16 protein-coding genes are annotated in these 22,066 nt (G+C 64.1%); 9 read left to right on the plus strand and 7 right to left on the minus strand.

What is annotated here, in order from left to right:
• Window positions 1-243 precede the first annotated feature (243 nt).
• Together ACQKRQ_RS22075 and ACQKRQ_RS22080 are read left to right on the plus strand one after the other, a co-directional pair.
• Window positions 244-1,704, plus strand: a complete 1,461-nt coding sequence (locus ACQKRQ_RS22075) for a cobyric acid synthase (protein WP_427479798.1) — start codon at window positions 244-246, stop codon at window positions 1,702-1,704.
• A gap of 144 nt (window positions 1,705-1,848) precedes the next feature.
• Window positions 1,849-2,265 carry a DoxX family protein gene (locus ACQKRQ_RS22080; RefSeq protein WP_408180696.1) on the plus strand — a complete coding sequence of 139 codons (417 nt, stop codon included), beginning with the start codon at window positions 1,849-1,851 and terminating at the stop codon, window positions 2,263-2,265.
• A gap of 91 nt (window positions 2,266-2,356) precedes the next feature.
• On the opposite strand, the gene ACQKRQ_RS22085 is transcribed toward ACQKRQ_RS22080, so the two are convergent.
• Window positions 2,357-2,776 (minus strand): PaaI family thioesterase, encoded by a 420-nt coding sequence (locus ACQKRQ_RS22085; RefSeq protein ID WP_427479403.1) that lies wholly within the window; start codon window positions 2,774-2,776, stop codon window positions 2,357-2,359.
• 221 nt (window positions 2,777-2,997) lie between these two features.
• On the opposite strand from ACQKRQ_RS22085, the gene ACQKRQ_RS22090 reads away from it, so the two are divergent.
• Complete coding sequence (locus tag ACQKRQ_RS22090) at window positions 2,998-3,636, plus strand: AAA family ATPase (RefSeq protein ID WP_408320276.1); 639 nt, start codon at window positions 2,998-3,000, stop codon at window positions 3,634-3,636.
• Between the two features lie 204 nt (window positions 3,637-3,840).
• On the opposite strand, the gene panD is transcribed toward ACQKRQ_RS22090, so the two are convergent.
• The 4 genes from panD to ACQKRQ_RS22110 form a co-directional block, all read right to left on the minus strand.
• Window positions 3,841-4,227: an aspartate 1-decarboxylase gene (gene panD, locus ACQKRQ_RS22095; RefSeq protein ID WP_427479405.1), complete on the minus strand. Its 387-nt coding sequence runs from the start codon at window positions 4,225-4,227 to the stop codon at window positions 3,841-3,843.
• A 50-nt stretch (window positions 4,228-4,277) separates the two neighbouring features.
• Window positions 4,278-5,111 (minus strand): pantoate--beta-alanine ligase, encoded by an 834-nt coding sequence (gene panC, locus ACQKRQ_RS22100; protein WP_132375692.1) that lies wholly within the window; start codon window positions 5,109-5,111, stop codon window positions 4,278-4,280.
• Window positions 5,112-5,297: 186 nt separating this feature from the next.
• Window positions 5,298-6,167, minus strand: a complete 870-nt coding sequence (locus tag ACQKRQ_RS22105; RefSeq protein WP_408180692.1) for a segregation and condensation protein A — start codon at window positions 6,165-6,167, stop codon at window positions 5,298-5,300.
• 4 nt (window positions 6,168-6,171) lie between these two features.
• Window positions 6,172-6,357, minus strand: coding sequence for a DUF3460 family protein (locus ACQKRQ_RS22110; RefSeq protein ID WP_175150426.1), 186 nt, complete (start codon window positions 6,355-6,357; stop codon window positions 6,172-6,174).
• A 596-nt stretch (window positions 6,358-6,953) separates the two neighbouring features.
• Here ACQKRQ_RS22110 and ACQKRQ_RS22115 point away from each other — a divergent pair.
• Window positions 6,954-8,783, plus strand: a complete 1,830-nt coding sequence (locus ACQKRQ_RS22115; RefSeq protein ID WP_427479408.1) for an autotransporter assembly complex protein TamA — start codon at window positions 6,954-6,956, stop codon at window positions 8,781-8,783.
• A gap of 28 nt (window positions 8,784-8,811) precedes the next feature.
• A complete protein-coding gene (locus tag ACQKRQ_RS22120; protein ID WP_427479410.1) occupies window positions 8,812-13,356 on the plus strand; it encodes a translocation/assembly module TamB domain-containing protein in 4,545 nt (1,514 codons plus the stop codon).
• A gap of 107 nt (window positions 13,357-13,463) precedes the next feature.
• On the opposite strand, the gene metG is transcribed toward ACQKRQ_RS22120, so the two are convergent.
• Together metG and ACQKRQ_RS22130 are read right to left on the minus strand one after the other, a co-directional pair.
• The gene (gene metG, locus ACQKRQ_RS22125) at window positions 13,464-15,599 is read right to left on the minus strand and encodes a methionine--tRNA ligase (RefSeq protein ID WP_427479412.1); all 2,136 of its coding nucleotides are present in this window, start codon (window positions 15,597-15,599) and stop codon (window positions 13,464-13,466) included.
• A gap of 364 nt (window positions 15,600-15,963) precedes the next feature.
• Window positions 15,964-16,617, minus strand: a complete 654-nt coding sequence (locus ACQKRQ_RS22130) for an OmpA family protein (RefSeq protein WP_132375682.1) — start codon at window positions 16,615-16,617, stop codon at window positions 15,964-15,966.
• Between the two features lie 347 nt (window positions 16,618-16,964).
• On the opposite strand from ACQKRQ_RS22130, the gene apbC reads away from it, so the two are divergent.
• The 4 genes from apbC to ACQKRQ_RS22150 all read left to right on the plus strand — a co-directional run bounded on the left by apbC (window position 16,965) and on the right by ACQKRQ_RS22150 (window position 22,066).
• Window positions 16,965-18,053, plus strand: a complete 1,089-nt coding sequence (apbC, locus tag ACQKRQ_RS22135) for an iron-sulfur cluster carrier protein ApbC (RefSeq protein WP_132375680.1) — start codon at window positions 16,965-16,967, stop codon at window positions 18,051-18,053.
• A gap of 195 nt (window positions 18,054-18,248) precedes the next feature.
• Complete coding sequence (locus ACQKRQ_RS22140) at window positions 18,249-18,782, plus strand: superoxide dismutase family protein (RefSeq protein WP_132375678.1); 534 nt, start codon at window positions 18,249-18,251, stop codon at window positions 18,780-18,782.
• A 341-nt stretch (window positions 18,783-19,123) separates the two neighbouring features.
• Window positions 19,124-19,693, plus strand: coding sequence for a dCTP deaminase (dcd, locus tag ACQKRQ_RS22145; RefSeq protein ID WP_012432068.1), 570 nt, complete (start codon window positions 19,124-19,126; stop codon window positions 19,691-19,693).
• A gap of 87 nt (window positions 19,694-19,780) precedes the next feature.
• Window positions 19,781-22,066 (plus strand): Orn/Lys/Arg decarboxylase N-terminal domain-containing protein, encoded by a 2,286-nt coding sequence (locus tag ACQKRQ_RS22150; protein WP_408294459.1) that lies wholly within the window; start codon window positions 19,781-19,783, stop codon window positions 22,064-22,066.

Raw genomic sequence — 22,066 nt, forward strand, 5'->3', positions numbered from 1 at the left:
CAGCGCGGGCCGGCGCGATGGGATAATGCCGCGTTCGACGCGGTCCACGCGCTGCGCTGCTGCATGTAGGATGCGTTGCCGCTTGCCGCAACGATTGTCCGATTTTGCGTGCCCGACTGACCGGCACGGAGTGCCTGACTGCCCGATCCATTGCCTGAATTGATGCCTGTTCTCCGAGCCCGAGGATCCGTGACCACCACTTCGACCCTGCCTGACGCCGTACCCGTGCCGCGCGGCACGCTGATGATCCAAGGCACCACGTCCGATGCGGGCAAGAGCACGCTGGTCGCCGGTCTGTGCCGGCTCGCGCGCCGCGCCGGGGTGCGGGTCGCGCCGTTCAAGCCGCAGAACATGGCGCTCAACAGCGCGGTGACGGTGGACGGCGGCGAGATCGGCCGCGCCCAGGCTTTGCAGGCGGTTGCCGCGGGCATTGCCGCGCACACCGATCTGAACCCGGTGCTGCTGAAACCGACGAGCGATCGCGGCGCGCAGGTGATCATTCACGGCAAGGCGCGCATGAATCTCGACGCGCGGGCGTATCACGACTACAAACCCGTCGCATTCGAAGCGGTGCTGCAATCGTATGCGCGTCTGCAGGCGTCGTACGAGACGATTTTTGTCGAAGGCGCGGGCAGTCCGGCCGAGATCAATTTGCGCGATCGCGACATCGCCAACATGGGTTTCGCGGAGGCGGTCGATTGCCCGGTCGTGCTGGTGGCCGATATCGACCGCGGCGGCGTCTTCGCCCATCTCACGGGCACGCTCGCGTGTCTGTCGGCGAGCGAGCAGGCGCGGGTGCGCGGCTTCATCATCAACCGCTTTCGCGGCGACGTCAGTTTGCTGAAGCCCGGTTTGGACTGGCTCGAAGCGAAGACCGGCAAACCGGTGCTCGGCGTGATTCCCTATCTGCACGGCCTGACGCTCGACGCCGAAGACATGCTGCCGCCCGAATTGCGCGCGGCGCACAGCGGCGGCGCGGCGCGCATGCTGCGAGTGGTCGTGCCCGTGCTGCCGCACATCAGCAATCACACGGATTTCGACGCCTTGCGCGCGCATCCGCAGGTCGATTTTCATTACGTGCGAAGCGGTACGCCGGTGCCGCCGGCCGATCTGATCATTTTGCCTGGCTCGAAGAACGTGCCCGGCGACCTGGCGTTTTTGCGCGCGCAAGGCTGGGACGCGGTGCTGCAAAAGCATTTGCGTTATGGCGGCCGTGTGATCGGCATTTGCGGCGGCATGCAGATGCTCGGGCGCGAGGTGGCCGATCCGCATGGTGTGGAGGGCGCGCCGGGGACGTCGGCGGGACTCGGCTGGCTCGACTACTCGACGGTGCTCACGCGTGAGAAGACGCTGAAGAACGTGACCGGACGCCTGGCGTTGCCCGGTTCGCCCGACGTCGCCGGCTACGAAATTCATATGGGCGAGACGCGCGGCCCGGCGCTCGACGCGCCCGCGCTGCGATTGGGCGACGCGCAGGCGGCGTATCCCGACGGCGCGATTTCCGCCGATGGCCAGATTCTCGCGACTTACGTGCACGGTCTGTTCGACACGCCGGCCGCGTGCGCCGCCTTGCTCGCGTGGGCGGGTTTGACCGATGCTGAGGAAATCGATTACCCGGCGTTGCGCGAGGCGTCGTTGGAACGTCTCGCGGATACGCTCGCGGAGCATCTCGATCTGCCGAAATTGTTTGCGTCGATTGGGTGATGGGGCGTTGAGCGCGCAGCGCTGATTAAATCCTACTGGGAAAGAATCAAAGCCTGTAGAGCGGTTTTTCGCCTCATATGGTTCGAATAGAGTTCTGACATCGACGGCCGCCTCGGGGCCGACTCTTTCGACAAGGATCTCGTCATGAACTCGAACCGCTCCGCCGATCTCGCCGCTTTACTCCTTCGCGTCGCCTTGGGCGTGCTGTATCTCGCTCACAGTCTGCAAAAGATTTTCGTCTTCACGCTGCCCGGCACGGCGCAGTTCTTCGTCTCGCTCGGCTTGCCGGGTTGGCTCGGCTACGTGACGGCGTTCGTCGAATTGTTCGGCGGCATTGCGCTGCTGCTCGGCGTGCAGGTCCGCTGGGTCGCGCTGGTGCTGCTGCCGTTCATGCTCGGCGCGATGTCGCAGCATCTGCATAACGGCTGGGGTTTCGCATCGCCGAACGGCGGCTGGGAATATCCGGCGTTCTGGGCGGTGACGTTGGTGGTGCAATCGCTGCTGGGTGGCGGAGCGCTGGCGTTTAGCGGGGTGAAGGCGCCGCGGGCGGTGGCTGCCTGATCGGTCCACGCTTGCAATCGAAGGCACGCGCCCGGAAGGCCGCGTGCTTTTTTTTCATGGCGCGACGCCGCGCTGCGCCGCGTTGATGCAATCAATACAACACCATCTGCGTACAACGAAACAACGCCATCGTCTTGCCGTTCGGATCGGTGACCGTGGCGTCCCACACTTGCGTGTTGCGCCCGAGATGCACGCCTTTCGCGACCGCGCGAATCGTTCCTTCCGTCGCCGTGCCGAGAAAATTGCTTTTCAGCTCGATGGTCGTGAAATTGCGCGCCGTCTGCGGCAGATGCGCAATGCAGGCGTAGCCGCAGGCGGTATCGGCGAGACCGATCACGGTGGCGGCATGCAAAAACCCGTTCGGCGCCAGCAATTCCTTGCGCACGGTCAATTCCGCGGTTAGGACGCCTTCTTCCAGCGACAGCACATGCACGCCCAGCAAGGCGGGCAGCGAGCCTGCCTGGCGTTCGTGGAGGTGTTCGACGGTGCATTCCGGGCGGAGTTTGCTCATGAGATTCGGTTCCTCGATGGAAAAATCGGCGGGGCACGGCGGCCAATTACCCGTTTGGGGGCTTCGGCCAACGTGCATTTGTCGATATTATCAACGGCTGGGTCGGCAAGTGGACCTGAACCCGGCACGAGTCCGGCACGAATGCGGGCACACTTGCGCAGGTCAGAGCAAATACGCGGCAAACCGGCTGGCGGCGTCCAGCCTTCTTTCCGGGAGAATTCATGACGGTGATCGTGGTGGCGAATCCGAAGGGCGGCGTGGGTAAAAGTACGCTGTCGACCAATCTGGCCGGCTATTTCGCCGCGGCCGGCGAATGGGTCGCGCTGGCGGACCTGGACAAGCAGCAGTCCGCGCACGCGTGGCTGTCGCTGCGGCCCGACACGCTGCCGGCCATCGAAACCTGGGAAGTCAATCAGGACGCGCCGGCCAGACCGCCCAAAGGGCTGGAGCACGCTGTCATCGACACGCCGGCCGGGCTGCACGGCAATCGTCTGAGTATCGCGCTGGATCTGGCCGACAAGGTGATCGTGCCGCTCCAGCCGTCCATGTTCGATATTCTGGCCACCCAGGAATTCCTTGAGCGGCTCGCCAAGGAAAAAGCGGTCAGGAAAGGCGCGATCGAAATCGGCGTGGTCGGCATGCGCGTCGATGCGCGCACGCGCTCGGCGGAGCAACTGCACCGCTTTGTCGAGGGTTTGAAGCTGCCGGTGCTGGGCTTCTTGCGCGACACGCAGAATTACGTGCAACTGGCGGCCCACGGGCTGACCTTGTGGGACGTCGCGAAAAGCCGCGTGGAGAAGGATCTGGAGCAGTGGCAGCCGATCGTCGAGTGGACTAACGGCACGGGCAAGAAGGGTTGAAGCGGCAGGGCAGGCGGCCCGGCCGCCCGCTGCATGATGATGCGGCCCAAGTTGTTAATCCTGAGGGCTTCGCGCGAGGCGTGCGCCAGTGGACTACGAGTTGCTCTGGTCCAGATCAGTATCTGACGCCCCTGCGCTGTGGCTCGCCCTAGACAACCCTCCGCACGGCGAGCGTAACGAACGCTCAATTGAACAACAGCGCGCTCAGGTCCAGTTCTGCGTCGGTACGTGATCGCGGCTGCCCTTGATCTTGTTGTTTTCGTCCACGAATACCAGGTCCGGCTTCCAGCCGGTCTTCAGTTCCGCTTCATCCACCACCGCGAACGCCGCAATAATCACCAGATCGCCCAGCTGCGCGCGCCGCGCGGCCGAGCCGTTCAGCGAAATCATGCCGCTGCCGCGTTCGCCCTTGATCGCGTAGGTCGAGAAACGCTCGCCGTTGTTGATGTTCCAGATGTCGATCCGCTCGTTTTCGACGATGTTCGCCGCTTCCAGCAGATCTTCATCGATCGCGCACGAGCCTTCGTAGTGCAGCTCGCAGTGCGTGACCGCGACGCGGTGGATCTTCGACTTCAGCATGTTGCGTTGCATGACCAATCCTGTGAGATTTCTTATGCGTGTCTACGCTATCTAAGACGACTTCAGATTTCGAGGTTGTCGATAAGACGGGTGGCGCCAAGCTTGGCGGCGGCCAGCACGACCAGTTCCGCGTTCGCATCTTGCGGACCCGGCGGCAGCAGATCCGAGCGCTTGCGCACTGCGATGTAGTCGGGTTGCCAGCCGCGCGTGGCGAGAGCCGCCATCGCCGCCTGTTCGATTTTTGCGAAGTCGCGCTCGCCCGAAAGCACGGCATCGCGCACGCGATTCAGTTCAGCGGCCAGCATCGGCGCCTCGGCGCGCTCGGCGGCCTGCAAATAGCGATTGCGCGAGCTGAGCGCGAGGCCGTCGGTGTCACGCACGGTTTCGGCGGCGATGATGTCGGTGGGCAGCGCGAACTGGTGGCACATGCGGCGCACGATCATCAACTGCTGGTAATCCTTCTTGCCGAACACGGCGACGCGCGGCTGCACGCACGACATCAGCTTCATCACCACTGTGCACACGCCCTGGAAGAAACCGGGCCGGAATTCGCCTTCGAGGATATCGCCCAGATCGTGCGGCGGATGCACGCGGTACTCCTGCGGCTCCGGATACAGATCCTTTTCCGTCGGCGCGAACAGCACGTAGACGTTTTCCTTCTGGAGCTTTTCGATGTCCGCTTCCATCGTGCGCGGGTATTTGTCGAAATCCTCATTCGGACCGAACTGCAGCCGGTTGACGAAGATGCTCGCCACGACCGGATCGCCGTGCTGGCGAGCGAGACGCATCAGCGACAGATGGCCCTCGTGCAGGTTGCCCATGGTCGGCACAAAGGCCGTGCGATTCTGGCCGCGCAACTGGTCGCGCAATTCATGGATCGAGCTGATGACTTTCATGATCGGACAGGGATTTCCTCGCGCGGCGCAAGACCGGATGGACGCAAAACCCTTGGGATTGCGCGGCCCGCGGCCTCACTGGTAATGACAGGTTCGGAGCGCCGGATTGTAGTGGATTTGCGTGCCTGCCGCACCGAAAAGAGGCACCTTCTCCCGCCGGGCGGAATTGCGCCCGGTTCGAGGGCTTCAGGCGGGCAGATAGGCGAGGCGCACATAGATCGGTGCGAACGGCTCCGCCTGGGTGATTTCGACGAGCGATTCACGGCACAGCTCGAGCACGGCGATGAAATTCACCACCACCACCGGCACGCCCTTGCTCGTGTCGAACAGGTCGGAGAACTCGATGAAGCGCGCGTTCTGCAGTTGCCGCAGGATCGAGCTCATATGCTCGCGCACCGACAGCTCTTCGCGCGAAATCTTGTGATGCTGGACCAGCTTGGCGCGCTTGATCACGTCGGCCCACGCGGCGCGCAGGTCCTCGCTGTTCACGTCCGGAAAACGCGGCGTGATGCTTTGCTCGATGTAGACCTCGGCGCGCAGGAAATCGCGCCCGAGTTGGGGCAACTGGTCGATGCGCTGCGCGGCGAGCTTCATCTGCTCGTATTCGAGCAGGCGCCGCACGAGTTCCGCGCGCGGATCCTCGGCTTCTTCGCCGCTGTCGGCTTTCTTTACCGGCAGCAGCATGCGCGACTTGATCTCGATCAGCATCGCGGCCATGAGCAGATACTCGGACGCGAGTTCGAGATTGGTCTGACGCAACTGGTCGACGTAGCCGAGGTATTGCACCGTGACGTCCGCCATCGGGATGTCGAGCACGTTGAAGTTCTGCTTGCGGATCAGGTACAGCAACAGATCCAGCGGTCCTTCGAACGTTTCGAGAAACACCTCGAGCGCGTCCGGCGGGATGTACAGATCCGTCGGCAGCTTGAAGAGCGGCTCGCCGTACAGGCGTGCGAAAGCAATGCCGTCGACGATGTCCGGTGTCGAATCGGTGGCGGGCGCGGCGAGCGCGGCGTCGGCCGGCGCTGCGCCGTGTGCCTCGTCGGCGTGACTCACGCGCTTAGAAGTTTTGATAGTACGAGTAAGGCGTCTGTTCTACGCGCGAGGCTCTCTGCTCGGCGCGTTCTTCCAGATCGATCGGCTGTTTGTCCCACAGCAGCGCGCGGCCGCGGCGTTGTTCGGCTTCCAGATTGGGCTTCTGTTGCTTGAGCTGGTTCAGGAACTGGGTGATGTCCGATTGATACATGGCTCGACGTCCGTGGTGTAGGAATTGGCGGCTGCCCGGCGCTCATTGGCCCGTTGCCTCGCGCGGCGCCCGCTGCTATTCCATAATTTTACCGCATGCGCGGCGCGCGGTCGAAAAACGGCGGCCAGGCCGGGCGGGCGGCGCGTGAAAATAGCCGGAACCCGCGTGGCAGGGCGTGCGTCAAAGGCGGGCGCGTCGGCGGGCGCGTCGGCGGGCGTGGCGGCGGGCGTGGCGGCGGGCGTGGCGGTATTGCGGCTGTTGTGGGCGTTGTGCGCGCTTGGCGTTAGCGCGACACGGTGGCATTGGTGTCCGCATCGGCCAAGCGGCACTGGCACTGGCACTGGCACTGGCAACGGCAGCGGCAACGGCAACGGCACCGGCACCGGCCAGCCGCTTTGGCATCGGCACCGACACCCGCGTCGGCGTCACGCAGCATCGCGCGCCGCGCGCGAACCCGACGGTAAAGCCCGCCGGCAAGCCGCGGACACAGTTTTAGAGATCTCGCGGCGTCCCGCCGATGTGGTCAAATAGCGTGCTTCGGCCGCCGTGGCGCGGCTGACCGACAAGAATTCATCAACCACGGCTGGAGGTCCTGTTTGGCGGGGTGTGCGATCGACAAGCTGCGGCGCGGCAAGGCCAGTTCCGGGCGTGGGCATCGCACGCCCATGCGGCGCTGGTTGCGCACGTGGCTGGCATTCGCCCTCGTCATGCTGGCGCTTGCAACCGACAACGCCCACGCCGCAAAAGCAGCGGCCAGCTACAAGGTCGATATCGAAGCCACGCCGCGCTCGCTGCGCAAGCTGCTCGAGGCGCATCTGGATATCGCGCGTTTCGCCAAGCGCCCTGACATCAGCGACGACCAGTTCGAGTTTCTGATTACCGCCACGCCCCAGCAGGTCCGCGACTTGGCCTCCACGCAGGGCTATTTCAGCCCGGTCGTGCGCACCGACGTGCGCACCATCGACAATGCGAAGCGCGTCACGGTGAGCGTCGATCCCGGCCCGCAGACCGTCATCTCATCGATTTCGCTGTCGTTTCGCGGGCCGGTGCTGACCGAGGATCCGGCCCAGGAAAACGCCGCGCGCTTCGCATTTTCGCTGCACGAAGGCGATCCGTTCTCGCAGGGCGATTGGGACGATGCAAAAAACGCCTCGCTCAAGGCGCTGCAGGCGCGCCGCTATCTGGGTGCGAAGATTTACCACTCCGAGGCGCGGGTCGATCCGCGTACGCACGAGGCGAAACTGTTGGTCACGTACGACAGTGGGCCGACCTTCACGATGGGCAAGCTCGATGTATCGGGTACGCGGCGCTATCCGGAAAAGATCGTTGAGAACGTGAACCCGATCTCCGAGGGCGATATCTACGACGTTCAACGCATCACCGAATTGCAGCGGCAGTTGCAGAACACGCCGTACTACGCGAGCGTCGCGATCGACGTGGACAGCGACCCGGCCAAGCCGGTCGAGACGCCGGTGCACGTGAAGGTGTCGGAATATCCGTACAACAGCATTCGAGGCGGGGTCGGCTACTCGACGGACAACGGCCCGCTGGTCCAGGGTTCCTATTCGTATCTCGACACGTTCGGCAAAGCGTGGCCGTTCACCATCCAGGGGCGCATCGACCAGATCCAGCAATACGGGCAAATTCAGCTCGCCATGCCGCCGGGGCCGCGTGCGTGGACCAATAGCGTGCTGGCGTCCTACACTACGACCGACGTATCCGACACGCGCATTTACAGTATCCGCGGCGGCGTGCAACGGGCCCGGACCTCGCAATTCATCGACTACAACTACTCGCTCCTCTTCTACCAGGACCGGCTCGATCAGAACGCGTTCGCGCCGACCACGAGCCGCGCGCTGGTGCCGGCTTGGTCGTGGACCCGGCGCAATACCGACGACCCGCTGTTCCCGCGCAAGGGCAACCTGATTCACGTCGAGGCGGGCTTCGCGGTCAAAGGCGCGCTGACCGACCAGACTTTCATTCGCGGCTACGCGCGCGGCCAGCAGTATCTGCCGATCGGCAAGGAAGACCTCGTGCTGATTCGCGCCGAACTCGGCGGCGTGTTCACGAGCGGCCCTTCGAGCGGTATTCCGGCCTCGCTGCTGTTTCGCGCGGGCGGCTCGAATTCCGTGCGCGGCTATGGCTATCAGAGTATCGGTAACAACGTCGACGGTTCGGTGCTGCCCACCAAGTATCTCGTCACGGGCTCGGCCGAGTACCAGCATTGGTTCAGTCACGACTGGGGCGCGGCCGCGTTCTTCGACATCGGCACCGCCACCGACACGTGGGGCGAAAAAGTCTTTTATCCCGGCGTCGGTGTCGGGGCGCGCTGGCGCAGCCCGGTCGGCCCGGTCAACGTCGATGTCGCCTACGGCATTCGCAACAACAGCGTGCGGCCGTATCTGACGCTTGGCATCGCCTTCTGATGAAAACCTGCTTCCACATGATCCACGCATGACCACGGACGTTTCCGCCCAACCTCCCGCGCAGCCGCCCGGTGCACAACCGCCGGAGCAGCCGCCCGAACAGCAGCCGCCGCCCAGGCGCCGCCTCGGCCGGTTGCTGCTGAAAACGTTCGCGTGGACGGTAGCCGTGCTGGTGCTGTTGCTCGCGTTGGCCGTGGGTTTGTTGTACGGCGCGCTCACTACCGAGCGCGGCACCGCCTATGCGTGGCAGGCGGCGGTGAAGCTGCTGGGCGGCAAGCTGAGCGGCACGTTGGAGCGAGGCGCTCTCGCCAATGGCCTGCAATTGCGGCAAGTGCGGTGGCGCAGCCTCGACGGCAGCGGCACCGATATCCAGATCGACCGCGTGGCGGGCCGCTGGGCGCTCGCGCGCGAGCCGTGGCGGTTCACCATCGACTATCTGCATATCGGCACGGTGGACGCGCGTATTGGTTCTTCGTCGTCGAGCAGCAGCGGGCCGGTGAAGCTGCCGCAAGACTTGCGCTTGCCGATGCAGCTCGACGTTCGCGATGTCCAGGTCGACAAGCTGCTGCTGCATCAGGGCGCGTCGACGACCGAATTCTCGCGCTTCGTCTTTCATGGACGTAGTGACGGACGTCATCACGAGGCCGCGATCGAGCGGCTGGACACGCCGTTCGGCGCGGTGACGGCGGCCGCCAAACTCGACGGTGTGCGGCCGTTTCCGTTGACTGGGGACGTCGGCTATTCGGGCAAGGTGAACGACGAGGCGGTGCAGGTGGGTGGCCATCTGAGCGGCTCGCTGGAGAATCTCATCGCGGAACTCGATGCAAGCGGCATGAAGCTCGCCGGTCATGCGAGGGTCGAGGCTACGCCGTTCGGCGACGTGCCGTTGCAGCGCGCTACGCTGACCTTCGATCACATCAACCCGCAGGCTTTTGCGCCCGGCGCGCCGTTGGCCGACCTGGCCGTGCGGGCGGAGTTGCAGCCGGTGGGGCAGGGTGCGGCGGAAGAGGTCGTGTTGGGGGCGAGTGGGGTAACGGGGGCAAGTGCGGCGAGTGCGACAGGCGCTGCGCGCGGGGCCGGTGCGGCAAGTGGGGCGAAGGCAGCGGCAAAGGCCGCGAGTTCGGCGAGTGGTGGCAATGCCACGAGCGTCACGAAGGCTGCGAGTACCACGAACGCCACCAACGCCACCAGCGTTTCCAGTTCAGCCAACGCAGCCAGTGCCGGCCGCGCTGCCAGCCAAAGCGCCCTCGCGGGCGCAGGCAATGCCGCCAGCGCAACGCAACCACCCATAGCGACAACCGGCAAACGCGACGCCAACCCCGACACCACCGCCAAACCCGCCGCGACTTTCGCAGTCACCGGCCACGTCTCGATCGTCAACGCCAAACCCGGTGCGATCGACCAGAACCTGCTGCCGATCATCGACGCCAACGCCGACGTTCGGCTCGACGCCCAGGCGCAGCGCATCTCGAACCTGAACGTGCGGCTCGTAAAGAGCGCCACGCTCACCGGTGGCGGCGCACTGAGCGGCAAGCGTGGGCAGTTCGATCTGAAAGTCGCCAACCTCGACCTGAACGCGCTGCAAGCAACGGTGCGGCCCACACAGCTGTCTGGCCCTATCGGCGTGCGTCTGAACGACGACGTGCAGAGCCTCACACTCGATCTCGCCGACCCGAAAGCGGCGCTGCGCGCCCAGGGCAAAGTGACATTCGATCCCGCCCGCATGAGCTTCAATGACGTACGCATCACTTCGGGCAAAGGCCGCATCGATCTGTCAGGCGCGCTCAAGCACGACGCGAATTCCACCTACAACCTGAAAGCGCAGCTGACCGATTTCGATCCGTTGACGCTGGCTTCACAGATGCCGTCGCGCAAGCCGGTGACTGGACCGACGCCGGCAGCGTCGGCAAGCCGTGCCAAAAACAGCAAAACCGCGGAGGCCGCCGCGCAAGTGGGCAGCACGGCCGGCGCAAAAAGCGCCGCGCCCGCCGACAAAGCCGCCGCCGCCGTAAAAAACACCGCCAAGGCGGCAGTCAAAAGCGAAGTAGTCGAGCGCAAAACCCCGCCGCCGCCGAAACGCGGCGCCCCGCCTGCCCGCAAGATCGAGGCACGTGTGAACGGCACGCTCACCGCGGCCGGCATGCTCGGCCCGGTCTTCACGACCAAGGCCGAATTCAAGCTGGGTCCGAGCGTCTACGACGGCCTGCCGTTGACCGGCGGCGGCACAATCCAACTGGCGGGCTCGCGGATTTTGCCGAGCCGCGCGAACCTCTCGGTCGCGGGCAACCAGGTGGATCTGCAAGGCAGCTTCGGCGCACGCGGCGACCGGCTGAAGTTCCGCGTCGACGCGCCGGAACTGGAGCGCCTTGGCTTCGGTCTCGCCGGACTCGTCGCGGCCGATGGCGACGTCACCGGCTCGTTCGCGCATCCGAATGTCGTGCTGAACTACAAGGCCGACAGCGTGGTGTTCGGCAGCAACCGCATCGGCCACGCGGAAGGGCACGCCGAACTGCGCGACGGCGCGAACGGCGCGCTGGTCTTTACCACCGACGCGCGCAACCTCAGCGCAGGCGGCGTCGATCTGAACGTGCTCACGGCGCGTCTGTCCGGCACGCGCGCCAATCACACGCTCGAGGCCGCCGCCACCGGCAAGCTGCAAGACCGTCCGCTCGATCTCACGCTGGCCGCCAACGGCAAGCTGACCGAAGCGCGCGACGGCACGCGCTGGGACGGCACCGTCACGCGCCTGCAGAATCGCGGCACACCGGCGTTGAATCTCGAGTCGCCGCTCGCCGTCAGCGCCGGGCCGGACCGCCTGACGCTCGGCACGACGCGGCTCACGCTCGAAGGCGCGGTGCTGAGCCTGAAAACCTTTGCCTTCGACCACGGCAAGATTCAGTCGGCAGGCAGTTTGACCGGCATTTCAGTCGCGCGTCTGCAGGCCCTGCGGCACGAGATCACGGGTGAGCCGCCGCACGTCAAAACCGATCTGGTGTTCGACGGCGACTGGGACTTCGCGCTCGGCAGCACGGCGACCGGCCACATCCAGTTGCAGCGCCGTAGCGGCGACGTCACGGTTGAAATCGGCCGTGGCCTCGCCTCGCTCGGTATTTCGAGTATCGCCGCGCGCGCCGAATTCAGCGGCGGCAACCGGCTCAACGCCACTTTTCACGCGCAGGCGAGCCGCATCGGCGTGATCGACGCCGACGCGCACACCACGCTGGTGATGCGCGACGGCTTCCTGACCGTCAACGAGGACGGCGCGCTCACCGGCAACGTGAACGCCAACGTGCCTTCGCTGAAAACCACCGGCGGCCTGTTCGGTCCGAGCTATCTGCTCGACGGCCACCTCGCGCTCAAGCTTGCGCTCGCCGGCACCGTCGCCAAGCCGAACCTGACCGGCTCGCTGCTCGGCGACGGTCTCTCCGCGACGATGGTGGATCAGGGCGTGCAGTTGAAGGACGGCGTGGTGCGCATCGCGCTGTCGCACAATCTGGTGGACTTTCAACAGGTCGAATTCAATGGCGCGAGCGGCACTTTGCGCGCCACCGGCCGTGTGCGTCTGGACGGCGCGGAGCCGGATCTGACGGCGAGCATCGTCGCGGACAAGCTCGAATTGTTCGCGGCGCCGGATCGCAACCTGTCGCTGTCGGGCAGCGCGAGCGTCGCGAATGCCGGCGCGCAAGGCGGCATGGCGATCAACGGCAAATTCGTCGTCGATCACGCGTTGTTCGACATGCCGGAGCAGTCCGCGCCGAAGCTCGGCGACGATGTCGTGGTGGTGCGCCCGGACGGTTCGGTGGCGGGCGAGCGGCCACCGCCTGTGCCTGGCACCAACAAGCCGATTGGCCCGTTCGCCCCGCGCGCCAATATCGACATCAGCCTCGGCAACAACTTCCGCTTCCGCGGCCAGGGCGCGGACCTGGGCCTGACCGGCACGATCACCGCGATGAGCGCGCCGAACCTGCCGCTGCGCGCGGTGGGGAACGTGCGCGTCACGCAGGGCTCGACCTACACCGCGTTCGGCCGCAAGCTCAACATCGAGAACGGCTTCTTCACCTTCAACGGGCCTGTGGCCAATCCGGGCATCAACATCCTGGCCATGCGCCGCAACCAGCAGGTCGAGGCGGGCGTGCAGGTCACGGGCACGGTTCAATTCCCGACGGCGAAGCTGGTGTCGGAGCCGAACGTGCCGGATAACGAAAAGCTCTCGTGGCTACTGTTCGGCCACGGCACGGATCAGGGTAATAACCTCGGCCAGCAAAGCACGATGACGACGGCGCTCGCACTGCTCGGCAGCGCAAGCGGCAAGCGGATCGCGCAGACTTTCGGGCTCGACGAGTTTTCGATCGGACGAAGCGAAGTGGGGCTGACCGATCCGCAGGTGGTGATGGTGTCGAAGGCGATCAACGAGCGGCTCGTAATCGGCTACGAACAGGGGCTGCAGTCGGCGAGCAATGCGATCAAGGCGACGGTCAACCTGACGCGTTACTGGTCGGTCGCGGCTTACGGCGGCACGTTCTCCGGCGTCGATCTGCTCTATACGCGGCGCTTTGACCGGATCCGATGGTGATGGGCAGCGGGCGCGCTTAAATCTTCGCGCTGAGGCAAATAAAAACGGCACGCCTTTTCAGGGCGTGCCGTTTTTTCATGCGTGCCTTCGGCGTGAGACGCCGCGCTTTATTTCACGCGCATGCCCGGCTTCGCGCCGCTATCCGGCTCGAGCACATACAGGCCCGGTTCCGCCTTCTCGTCGGTGGCGGATGCGGCCAGCACCATGCCTTCGGACAGGCCGAACTTCATCTTGCGCGGCGCGAGGTTCGCGACCATCACCGTCAGTTTGCCGACCAGTTGCTCCGGCTGATACGCCGACTTGATGCCCGAAAACACGTTGCGGGTTTTCTCTTCGCCGACATCGAGCGTGAGTTGCAGCAACTTGTCCGAACCTTCCACCGCCTTGCAGTCGACGATCTTCGCAATGCGCAAATCGATCTTCGCGAAGTCGTCGATCGAGATGACGCCGGGCGTTTCGTCCTTGTCGGCGGCGGCCGCTTTCTCTGCCTTCGACTTGCCCTTGGCGTCGGCCGGAGCGGCGGCTTCCGGCGTGGCTTGCAGCGAGTCGCGATTGGCGGCCAGCAGCGCTTCGATCTGCTTCGGATCGACGCGCGTCATCAGATGCTTGTACGCGTTGATCGGGCGGGCGGAGCTGAGCGGCACGTTGGCGTCGGCCCACACCAGCGGTTCGATGCCGAGGAAGCCTTCGACCGCTTCGGCGAGCTTCGGCAACACCGGCTTGAGCGCCAGCGACAGCAGCCGGAACGCTTCGATGCTCACCGTACAAGTTTCATGCAGCGCGACGCTGTTCGCCGGGTCTTTCGCCTGATCCCACGGCTTGGCGGTGTCGACGTAGGCATTCACGGCGTCGGCCAGTTCCATGGTCTGACGCAGCGCGCGGTTGTACTCGCGCGCTTCGTAGTTCGCGGCGATTTGCGGCACGGCGGCGCGCAGCGAGGCGAGCAGCGGATGCTGCATCGCGCTGTCCTGCACGCGGCCGTCGAAGCGCTTGATCAGGAAGCCGGCGGCGCGGCTCGCGATATTCACGTACTTGCCGACCAGATCGCTGTTCACGCGCGCCTGGAAGTCGTCGAGGTTCAGGTCGAGGTCTTCCATCGTGCTGTTCAGCTTGGCCGCGAAGTAGTAGCGCAGCCATTCCGGATTCAGCCCCGTGTCGATCACGCTCTGCGCGGTGATGAACGTGCCGCGCGATTTCGACATCTTCGCGCCGTCCACGGTCAGGAAGCCGTGTGCGAACACGTTGGTCGGCGTGCGGTGGCCCGAAAACTCGAGCATGGCCGGCCAGAACAGCGTGTGGAAATACAGAATGTCCTTGCCGATGAAGTGATACTGTTCGGCCGTCGAACCCTTGCGAATCCACGCGTCGAAGTCGAGACCGCGTTTTTCGGCGAGATTCTTGAAGCTCGCGTAGTAGCCGACCGGCGCGTCCAGCCACACGTAGAAATACTTGCCCGGCGCGCCCGGAATCTCGAAGCCGAAATACGGCGCGTCGCGCGAGATGTCCCAATCGGCGAGCTTGGCTTCGCCGGCGTCACCGAGCCACTCGCGCATCTTGTTGGTGGCTTCCGGCTGCGCCAGACCGCCCACCCACGCGCGCAGGAAATTCTCGCAGCGCGGATCGGAGAGGCGGAAAAAATAGTGCGTCGACGTTTTACGAATCGGCGTGGCGCCGGAGACGACCGAGTACGGATTGATCAGCTCGGTGGGCAGATAAGTCGAGCCGCATACTTCGCAGCTGTCGCCGTACTGGTCTTTCGCGCCGCATTTCGGGCATTCGCCCTTGATGAAGCGATCCGGCAGGAACATTTCCTTGACCGGGTCGTATGCCTGTTCGATATCGCGCGCGTCGATCAGGCCCGCTTCCTTGAGCGCCAGATAGACGTTTTCGCTGAGAACGCGGTTCTCTTCGGAGTCGGTCGTGTAGTAATTGTCGAACGAAATCCCGAAGCTGTCGAAGTCGCGCTTGTGTTCCTGCCAAACGCGGTCGATCAGCTGCTTCGGCGTGAGACCTTCTTTCTCCGCGCGCAGCATGACGGGCGTGCCGTGCGTGTCGTCGGCGCCCACGTAGTAGACCTCGTGCCCGTGCATTCGCAACGTCCGGACCCAGATGTCCGTCTGGATATATTCGACCAGATGGCCAATATGGATTTGCCCGTTCGCATACGGAAGGGCCGACGTGACGAGAATCTGGCGACGGCCTGACGGCGCGCCTGCGGAGAGATCGGTTACGGGTGCTGACATAAGGATGGTGGGAGCCTGCGGTGGGACGAAAGGTTGATTCTAGCAGGGCAGGCGCCGGGCGCGGGGCGGGCCGCCTGGGGCGCGGGCTGAGTCATCGCGGGGCGGCGCGGCGTGTAAACCGAGCGCCCAAAAAAAACCGGGGCTATTAACCCCGGAGCAACAACGACAAGAGGAGAATGGTGACGCGGCGGCATCGCCAGCCACGTACCGTAAAGACAGACAGCGGATTTTGCGCAGAGTTCGAAATTTTTTTCGTTCCCGTGCAAGATTCCTTTTTTCCGCCTTCCACGGCTTGCTAAAGCATAACGGTCGCCGGTGATGCAGCCCCAGCGACCGGCTCTCTCAATCTCCCGCGGTCTCGTCCTTATTGCGTGGTGTGCTGAGCCGTGGCGCGCAGATAGATTTCCACGCGGCGGTTCGCTGCACGACCGGCTTCGGTGTTGTTGTCGGCGATCGGCTGGGTTTGGCCCAAGCCTTGTGCCGACAGGCGCTGCGGCGCGACGCCGCGCTGGCCCAGGTAGCCCGTCACGCTTTCCGCGCGGTTGACCGACAGCGTCTGGTTATACGCCGGCTGGCCCGTGCTGTCCGTGTGGCCGACCACTTGAGCGATCAGTTCCGGATTCTGTTGCATGGTCTGCGCCAGTTGGTCCAGCACCGGCGCGAACGACGGCTTGACCGCGTAGCTGTTGGTGTCGAACGTGACCGAACTCGGAATGTTCAGCTTGAGCGAGCCATCCGGCTGTTCGGTGATCTGCGTGCCGGTGCCCTTGGTGGCGCCCGACAGCTTGTTGTGAATGGCTTGCCAGTTGTAGCCGGTGATGCCGCCCACCGCCGCGCCGACGCCCGCGCCGATCGCCGCGCCCTTACCGCCGCCGAAGATCGCGCCCAGCGCAGCGCCCGTGCCGGCGCCCACGCCCGTACCGACCGCCGTGTTGGTGCCCTGTTGGGTGGCGCAACCCGCCAGCAGTGAACCGGCAACAGCAAAGACAGCCAGGCGAGTCATAATTTTTGCATTCATTTTTGATTCCTTTGAGTGAAGCCAGTCAGGCAAGCAAGGCGGCGATATGAAAAAATCCGTACGGCGAACCTGACGGCAGTAAAGCCGCCGGCTCGACAATACGAGAAGTCTTACGCCCTGCTCAGCCTCGGTCCGACAGTAAAGAAGGGTCTTCCGGCAAGGCTTGCCGCCAGCCACTACAATAATGGCTGAAGCATGCAGCGATGCGGCCCCCTGGCGTTCCGCCTGCCCGAAGGGTGCCCGGCACGCCTGGTTTTCGCAATGCTGTCTAACAATTTCTTTCAAATTCCGGCGCGTGGCCGAGATTTCGATTCCGCTGCGCCGCAGGTGTTCCCCACGGAGTGTCAATGAGTATCGATCGGGCTTTGGTCGACGCTGCCCTCGCAGCCGTCGCTGACCCCAACACCGGCCGGCCCTACGCGGCCGCCAAGAACATCAAGAACGTCGCGGTGCAGGGTGACACGGTTAGCGTCGACGTGGTACTCGGCTATCCGGCCATGCGCCAATTCGACGCGATCCGCACGCAATTTTCGGATGCGCTGCGCGCCGTGCCGGGTGTGGCCGACGTGCGTGTCCAGGTGTCGCAGCAGATCGCGGCGCATACCGTGCAGCGTGGCGTGAAACTGTTGCCGAACGTTAAAAACATCGTCGCGGTGGCGTCGGGCAAGGGCGGTGTCGGCAAGAGCACGACCGCCGTGAATCTTGCGCTGGCGCTGGCGAGCGAAGGCGCGTCGGTCGGTATTCTCGACGCGGACATCTATGGCCCTTCGTTGCCGATGATGCTCGGCATCGTCGGCCGCCCCGAGTCGCCCGACGAGAAGTCGATGAACCCGATGACCGGCCACGGCTTGCAGGCCAATTCGATCGGCTTCCTGATCGAGCAGGACAACCCGATGGTGTGGCGCGGCCCAATGGCCACTTCCGCGTTGGAACAACTGCTGCGGCAGACCAACTGGCACGATCTCGACTACCTGATCGTCGACATGCCGCCGGGCACTGGCGACATTCAGCTGACGCTGTCGCAACGCGTGCCGGTGACGGGCGCCGTGATCGTCACCACGCCGCAGGACATCGCGCTGCTCGACGCGAAGAAGGGTCTCAAGATGTTCGAGAAGGTCGGCATTCCGATCCTCGGCATCGTCGAGAACATGGGTATGCATATCTGCTCGAATTGCGGCCACGAAGAGCATATCTTCGGCGCCGGCGGCGGCGAGCGCATGGGCAAGGAATACGGCGTCGACGTGCTGGGCAGCCTGCCGCTCGACATTGCGATCCGCGAGCAGGCCGACTCGGGCAAGCCGACCGTGGTGGCCGACCCGCAAGGACGCATCGCGGAGATCTACCGGTCGATCGCGCGCAAGGTGGCGATCCATATCGCCGAACGCGCTCGCGACATGACGTCGAAGTTTCCCAATATCGTGGTCCAGAACACCTGAGAAAACGCCGGGCCGCCCCAAGTTTTGTCCCCCCTCGGGGGGCTGGCGCGAAGCGGCAGGTTGGGGGCGCTCTTGACAGCCGTTCGGACAAGGGCCCAAGGCGTCTGTTTTCGCCTGGTCTCGCGGTATCATGTCGACTTCACAAGTTCGGCTCGGCGGCCGCAGGGGCGGCCGCCAGGCCGGCAAGAGGATCGCATGGGAAAACGAATCGACGGGCAGGCGGTGCATGCGTTCATCGTCCTGGCTGCCAGCAGTGTGCTGTTATGCGGCTGTAGCGCGTTCCTGAGACCACAGGAAAAACGTGCGGACGCGCAGTTGCTGCCCACCGTGGGCAATCAGGCGCGCGGTCTCGTCACGTTCATCGAGCGCTCGGACGGCGTGCAGGTTACCTACAATCTCTCGGGCATGCCGCCCAATAGCGACCACGCTTTGCAAGTGCACGAGCGCGGCGACTGCAACGCCGCCGACGGTTCCAGCGCCGGCCAGGTGTTCTCGCCGGCCGCCGAGCGTCTGAAATCGGGCGCGCGGGTCGAGGGCGACCTCGGCAATATTCACGCGGACGCGAACGGAGTGGCCACCGGCTTCATCGTCGCGCCGGACGTCTCGCTCGACGGCATCCGCTCGGTGTTGCAGCGCGCGGTTCTGCTGCATCACGACGCGACCGATCCGTACGCCTATCCGCAGCATGGCGCGGGCCCCGCGCTCGCGTGCGGATTGATTCGCCAATGAGCGTTGCGCGTGCCGCTTGATCGAGGCCCGCGCGCAGGCTGCCGGCGTTCAGCCAGGCGGCCTCGGGGCTGGCATCGGGCCGCTCCCGAACCCAACCTGCGGCAGCATTCTCACGATCGCGTAAAATAAGCGCCTTTCGTTCGGCTGCCTCGCCGGAGTGCCCGTCCTGCCGAGTAGGCGGGGCACTTAGCCGAAGGGGCTTAGAGCGCCGAACGGCCCGCGGCGTGGCTTTGTATCCGAAGTCAGCGCAACGAAGGCGCGCAGTAAGCCAAAAGTGACCCGGCACTTACCGGGTCGTTATCCGTCATACCTCTGTCATTCACGTCGAGCAGCGTTCACCTATGACTATCAAATCCGACAAGTGGATCCGGCGCATGGCCGCGTCGCACAACATGATCGAGCCGTTCGCGCCCGATCAGGTTCGCGTCTCCGAAGACGGCCGGAAGATTGTCAGCTACGGCACGTCGAGCTACGGCTACGACATCCGCTGCGCCGACGAATTCAAGATCTTCACCAACATCAACTCGACCATCGTCGATCCGAAGAACTTCGACGAGAAGTCGTTTGTCGACTTCAAGGGCGATGTCTGCATCATCCCGCCGAATTCGTTCGCGCTCGCGCGCACGGTCGAGTATTTCCGCATTCCGCGCAGCGTGCTGACCGTGTGTCTGGGCAAGTCCACGTATGCGCGTTGCGGGATCATCGTCAACGTGACGCCGTTCGAGCCGGAATGGGAAGGGCACGTCACGCTCGAATTCTCGAATACGACACCTTTGCCTGCGAAAATCTACGCGAACGAAGGCGTCGCTCAAGTGCTGTTTTTCGAAAGCGACGAGATTTGTGAAACGTCGTACGCGGATCGCGGCGGCAAATATCAAGGTCAGCACGGCGTCACGTTGCCCAAGACGTGACGTCGGCAGCGTACTGACCCACCAGCTATACCGGGTGACCGCTGCAATTTAGAGAATGCAGCGGTCGTTCTTTTTGGAGAATCGCCCATGAAGTTTCGTTTTCCCGTCGTCATCATCGACGAAGATTTCCGCTCCGAGAACATCTCGGGTTCCGGCATCCGGGCCTTGGCCGAAGCCATCGAGAAAGAAGGCGCGGAAGTGCTCGGGTTGACGAGCTATGGCGATCTGACCTCGTTCGCGCAGCAGTCGAGCCGCGCCTCGTGCTTCATCCTCTCGATCGACGACGACGAACTGCTGCCGTACGTCGATAACGTGGTGGTGGAAGGCGAGACGCCGGAGCTGGCCGCCGCGATCGTCGCGCTGCGCGCGTTCGTGACCGAAGTGCGCCGCCGCAACGCCGACATTCCGATCTTCCTGTACGGCGAAACGCGCACCTCGCGTCACCTGCCGAACGACATCCTGCGCGAACTGCACGGCTTCATCCACATGTTCGAGGACACGCCGGAGTTCGTCGCGCGCCATATCATCCGCGAGACCAAGGTGTATCTGGATTCGCTCGCGCCGCCGTTCTTCAAGGAACTGGTGCAGTACGCGGACGAAGGCTCGTATTCGTGGCACTGCCCGGGGCACTCGGGCGGCGTGGCGTTCCTGAAGAGCCCGCTCGGCCAGATGTTCCACCAGTTCTTCGGCGAGAACATGCTGCGCGCGGACGTGTGCAACGCCGTCGACGAACTCGGCCAGCTGCTCGATCACACCGGTCCGGTGGCGGCGTCCGAGCGCAACGCGGCGCGCATCTTCAGCGCGGACCACGTGTTCTTCGTGACCAACGGCACGTCCACGTCGAACAAGATCGTCTGGCACGGCACGGTTGCGCCGGGCGACATCGTGCTGGTGGACCGCAACTGCCACAAGTCGATCCTGCACGCGATCACCATGACCGGCGCGATTCCGGTGTTCCTCACGCCCACGCGCAATAACTTCGGCATCATCGGGCCGATTCCGCGCAGCGAGTTCGAACCGGAAAACATCAAGAAGAAGATTCTCGCGAACCCGTTCGCCCGCGAAGCACTCGCGAAGAATCCGGAGCTCAAGCCGCGCATTCTGACGATCACGCAGAGCACCTACGACGGCGTGATCTACAACGTCGAGATGATCAAGGAGATGCTGGGCGACTGGCTCGACACGCTGCACTTCGACGAAGCCTGGCTGCCACACGCGGAATTCCACGAGTTCTATCAGGACATGCACGCGATCGGCGCGGGGCGCCCGCGCATCGGCGCGATGGTGTTCGCCACGCACTCCACGCACAAGCTGCTGGCGGGCATTTCACAGGCTTCGCAGATCGTCGTGCAGGATTCGAAGAACAGCCGCTTCGACAAGCATCGCTTCAATGAAGCGTATCTGATGCACACGTCGACCAGCCCGCAGTACGCGATCATCGCCTCGTGCGACGTGGCCGCGGCCATGATGGAAGCGCCGGGCGGCACCGCGCTCGTCGAAGAGTCGATCGCAGAGGCGTTGGACTTCCGCCGCGCGATGAGCAAGGTCGACGCCGAATACGGCGACGACTGGTTCTTCAAGGTGTGGGGCCCGGACCAGTTCGCCGAAGAAGGCATCGGCTCGCGCGAAGACTGGATGCTGCGCCCGAACGACAAGTGGCACGGGTTCGGTCCGCTCGCCGAAGGCTTCAACATGCTCGACCCGATCAAGGCGACCATCGTCACGCCGGGTCTGGACATGGACGGCGGCTTCGGCGAGTCGGGCATTCCGGCTGCGATCGTCACGAAGTATCTGGCCGAGCACGGCATCATCGTCGAGAAGACCGGGCTGTATTCGTTCTTCATCATGTTCACGATCGGCATCACCAAGGGCCGCTGGAACTCGATGGTCACCGAACTCCAGCAGTTCAAGGACGACTACGACAACAACCAGCCGCTGTGGCGCGTGCTGCCCGAGTTCGTCTCGCATCATCCGATGTACGAGCGCGTCGGTCTGCGCGATCTGTGCGAGCAGATTCACAGCGTGTACCGTGCGAACGACATCGCGCGCTTGACGACCGAGATGTACCTGTCGAGCATGGAACCGGCCATGAAGCCGTCCGACGCGTTCGCCAAGCTCGCGCACCGTGAGATCGATCGCGTGCCTATCGACGAACTCGAAGGCCGCGTCACGTCGATCCTGTTGACGCCGTATCCGCCGGGCATTCCGCTGCTGATTCCGGGCGAGCGCTTCAACAGGACCATCGTCAACTATTTGCGTTTCGCGCGCGAGTTCAACGAGCGCTTCCCGGGTTTCCACACGGACATCCACGGACTCGTCGGCGAAACGATCAACGGGCGCATCGAATACTTCGTCGATTGCGTTCGCGCCTGA

The sequence above is a fragment of the Paraburkholderia sp. NPDC080076 genome, assembly GCF_050281145.1.
Taxonomy (GTDB): Bacteria; Pseudomonadota; Gammaproteobacteria; order Burkholderiales; family Burkholderiaceae; genus Paraburkholderia.

What these genes read in the sequence shown, in the direction of transcription:
- ACQKRQ_RS22075 (WP_427479798.1), top strand. Translation starts at nt 244, where the DNA reads ATGATCCAAGGCACCACGTCCGATGCGGGCAAGAGCACGCTGGTCGCC.
- ACQKRQ_RS22080 (WP_408180696.1), top strand. Translation starts at nt 1,849, where the DNA reads ATGAACTCGAACCGCTCCGCCGATCTCGCCGCTTTACTCCTTCGCGTC.
- ACQKRQ_RS22085 (WP_427479403.1), bottom strand. Translation starts at nt 2,776, where the DNA reads ATGAGCAAACTCCGCCCGGAATGCACCGTCGAACACCTCCACGAACGC.
- ACQKRQ_RS22090 (WP_408320276.1), top strand. Translation starts at nt 2,998, where the DNA reads ATGACGGTGATCGTGGTGGCGAATCCGAAGGGCGGCGTGGGTAAAAGT.
- panD (WP_427479405.1), bottom strand. Translation starts at nt 4,227, where the DNA reads ATGCAACGCAACATGCTGAAGTCGAAGATCCACCGCGTCGCGGTCACG.
- panC (WP_132375692.1), bottom strand. Translation starts at nt 5,111, where the DNA reads ATGAAAGTCATCAGCTCGATCCATGAATTGCGCGACCAGTTGCGCGGC.
- ACQKRQ_RS22110 (WP_175150426.1), bottom strand. Translation starts at nt 6,357, where the DNA reads ATGTATCAATCGGACATCACCCAGTTCCTGAACCAGCTCAAGCAACAG.
- ACQKRQ_RS22120 (WP_427479410.1), top strand. Translation starts at nt 8,812, where the DNA reads ATGACCACGGACGTTTCCGCCCAACCTCCCGCGCAGCCGCCCGGTGCA.
- metG (WP_427479412.1), bottom strand. Translation starts at nt 15,599, where the DNA reads ATGTCAGCACCCGTAACCGATCTCTCCGCAGGCGCGCCGTCAGGCCGT.
- ACQKRQ_RS22130 (WP_132375682.1), bottom strand. Translation starts at nt 16,617, where the DNA reads ATGAATGCAAAAATTATGACTCGCCTGGCTGTCTTTGCTGTTGCCGGT.
- apbC (WP_132375680.1), top strand. Translation starts at nt 16,965, where the DNA reads ATGAGTATCGATCGGGCTTTGGTCGACGCTGCCCTCGCAGCCGTCGCT.
- ACQKRQ_RS22140 (WP_132375678.1), top strand. Translation starts at nt 18,249, where the DNA reads ATGGGAAAACGAATCGACGGGCAGGCGGTGCATGCGTTCATCGTCCTG.
- dcd (WP_012432068.1), top strand. Translation starts at nt 19,124, where the DNA reads ATGACTATCAAATCCGACAAGTGGATCCGGCGCATGGCCGCGTCGCAC.
- ACQKRQ_RS22150 (WP_408294459.1), top strand. Translation starts at nt 19,781, where the DNA reads ATGAAGTTTCGTTTTCCCGTCGTCATCATCGACGAAGATTTCCGCTCC.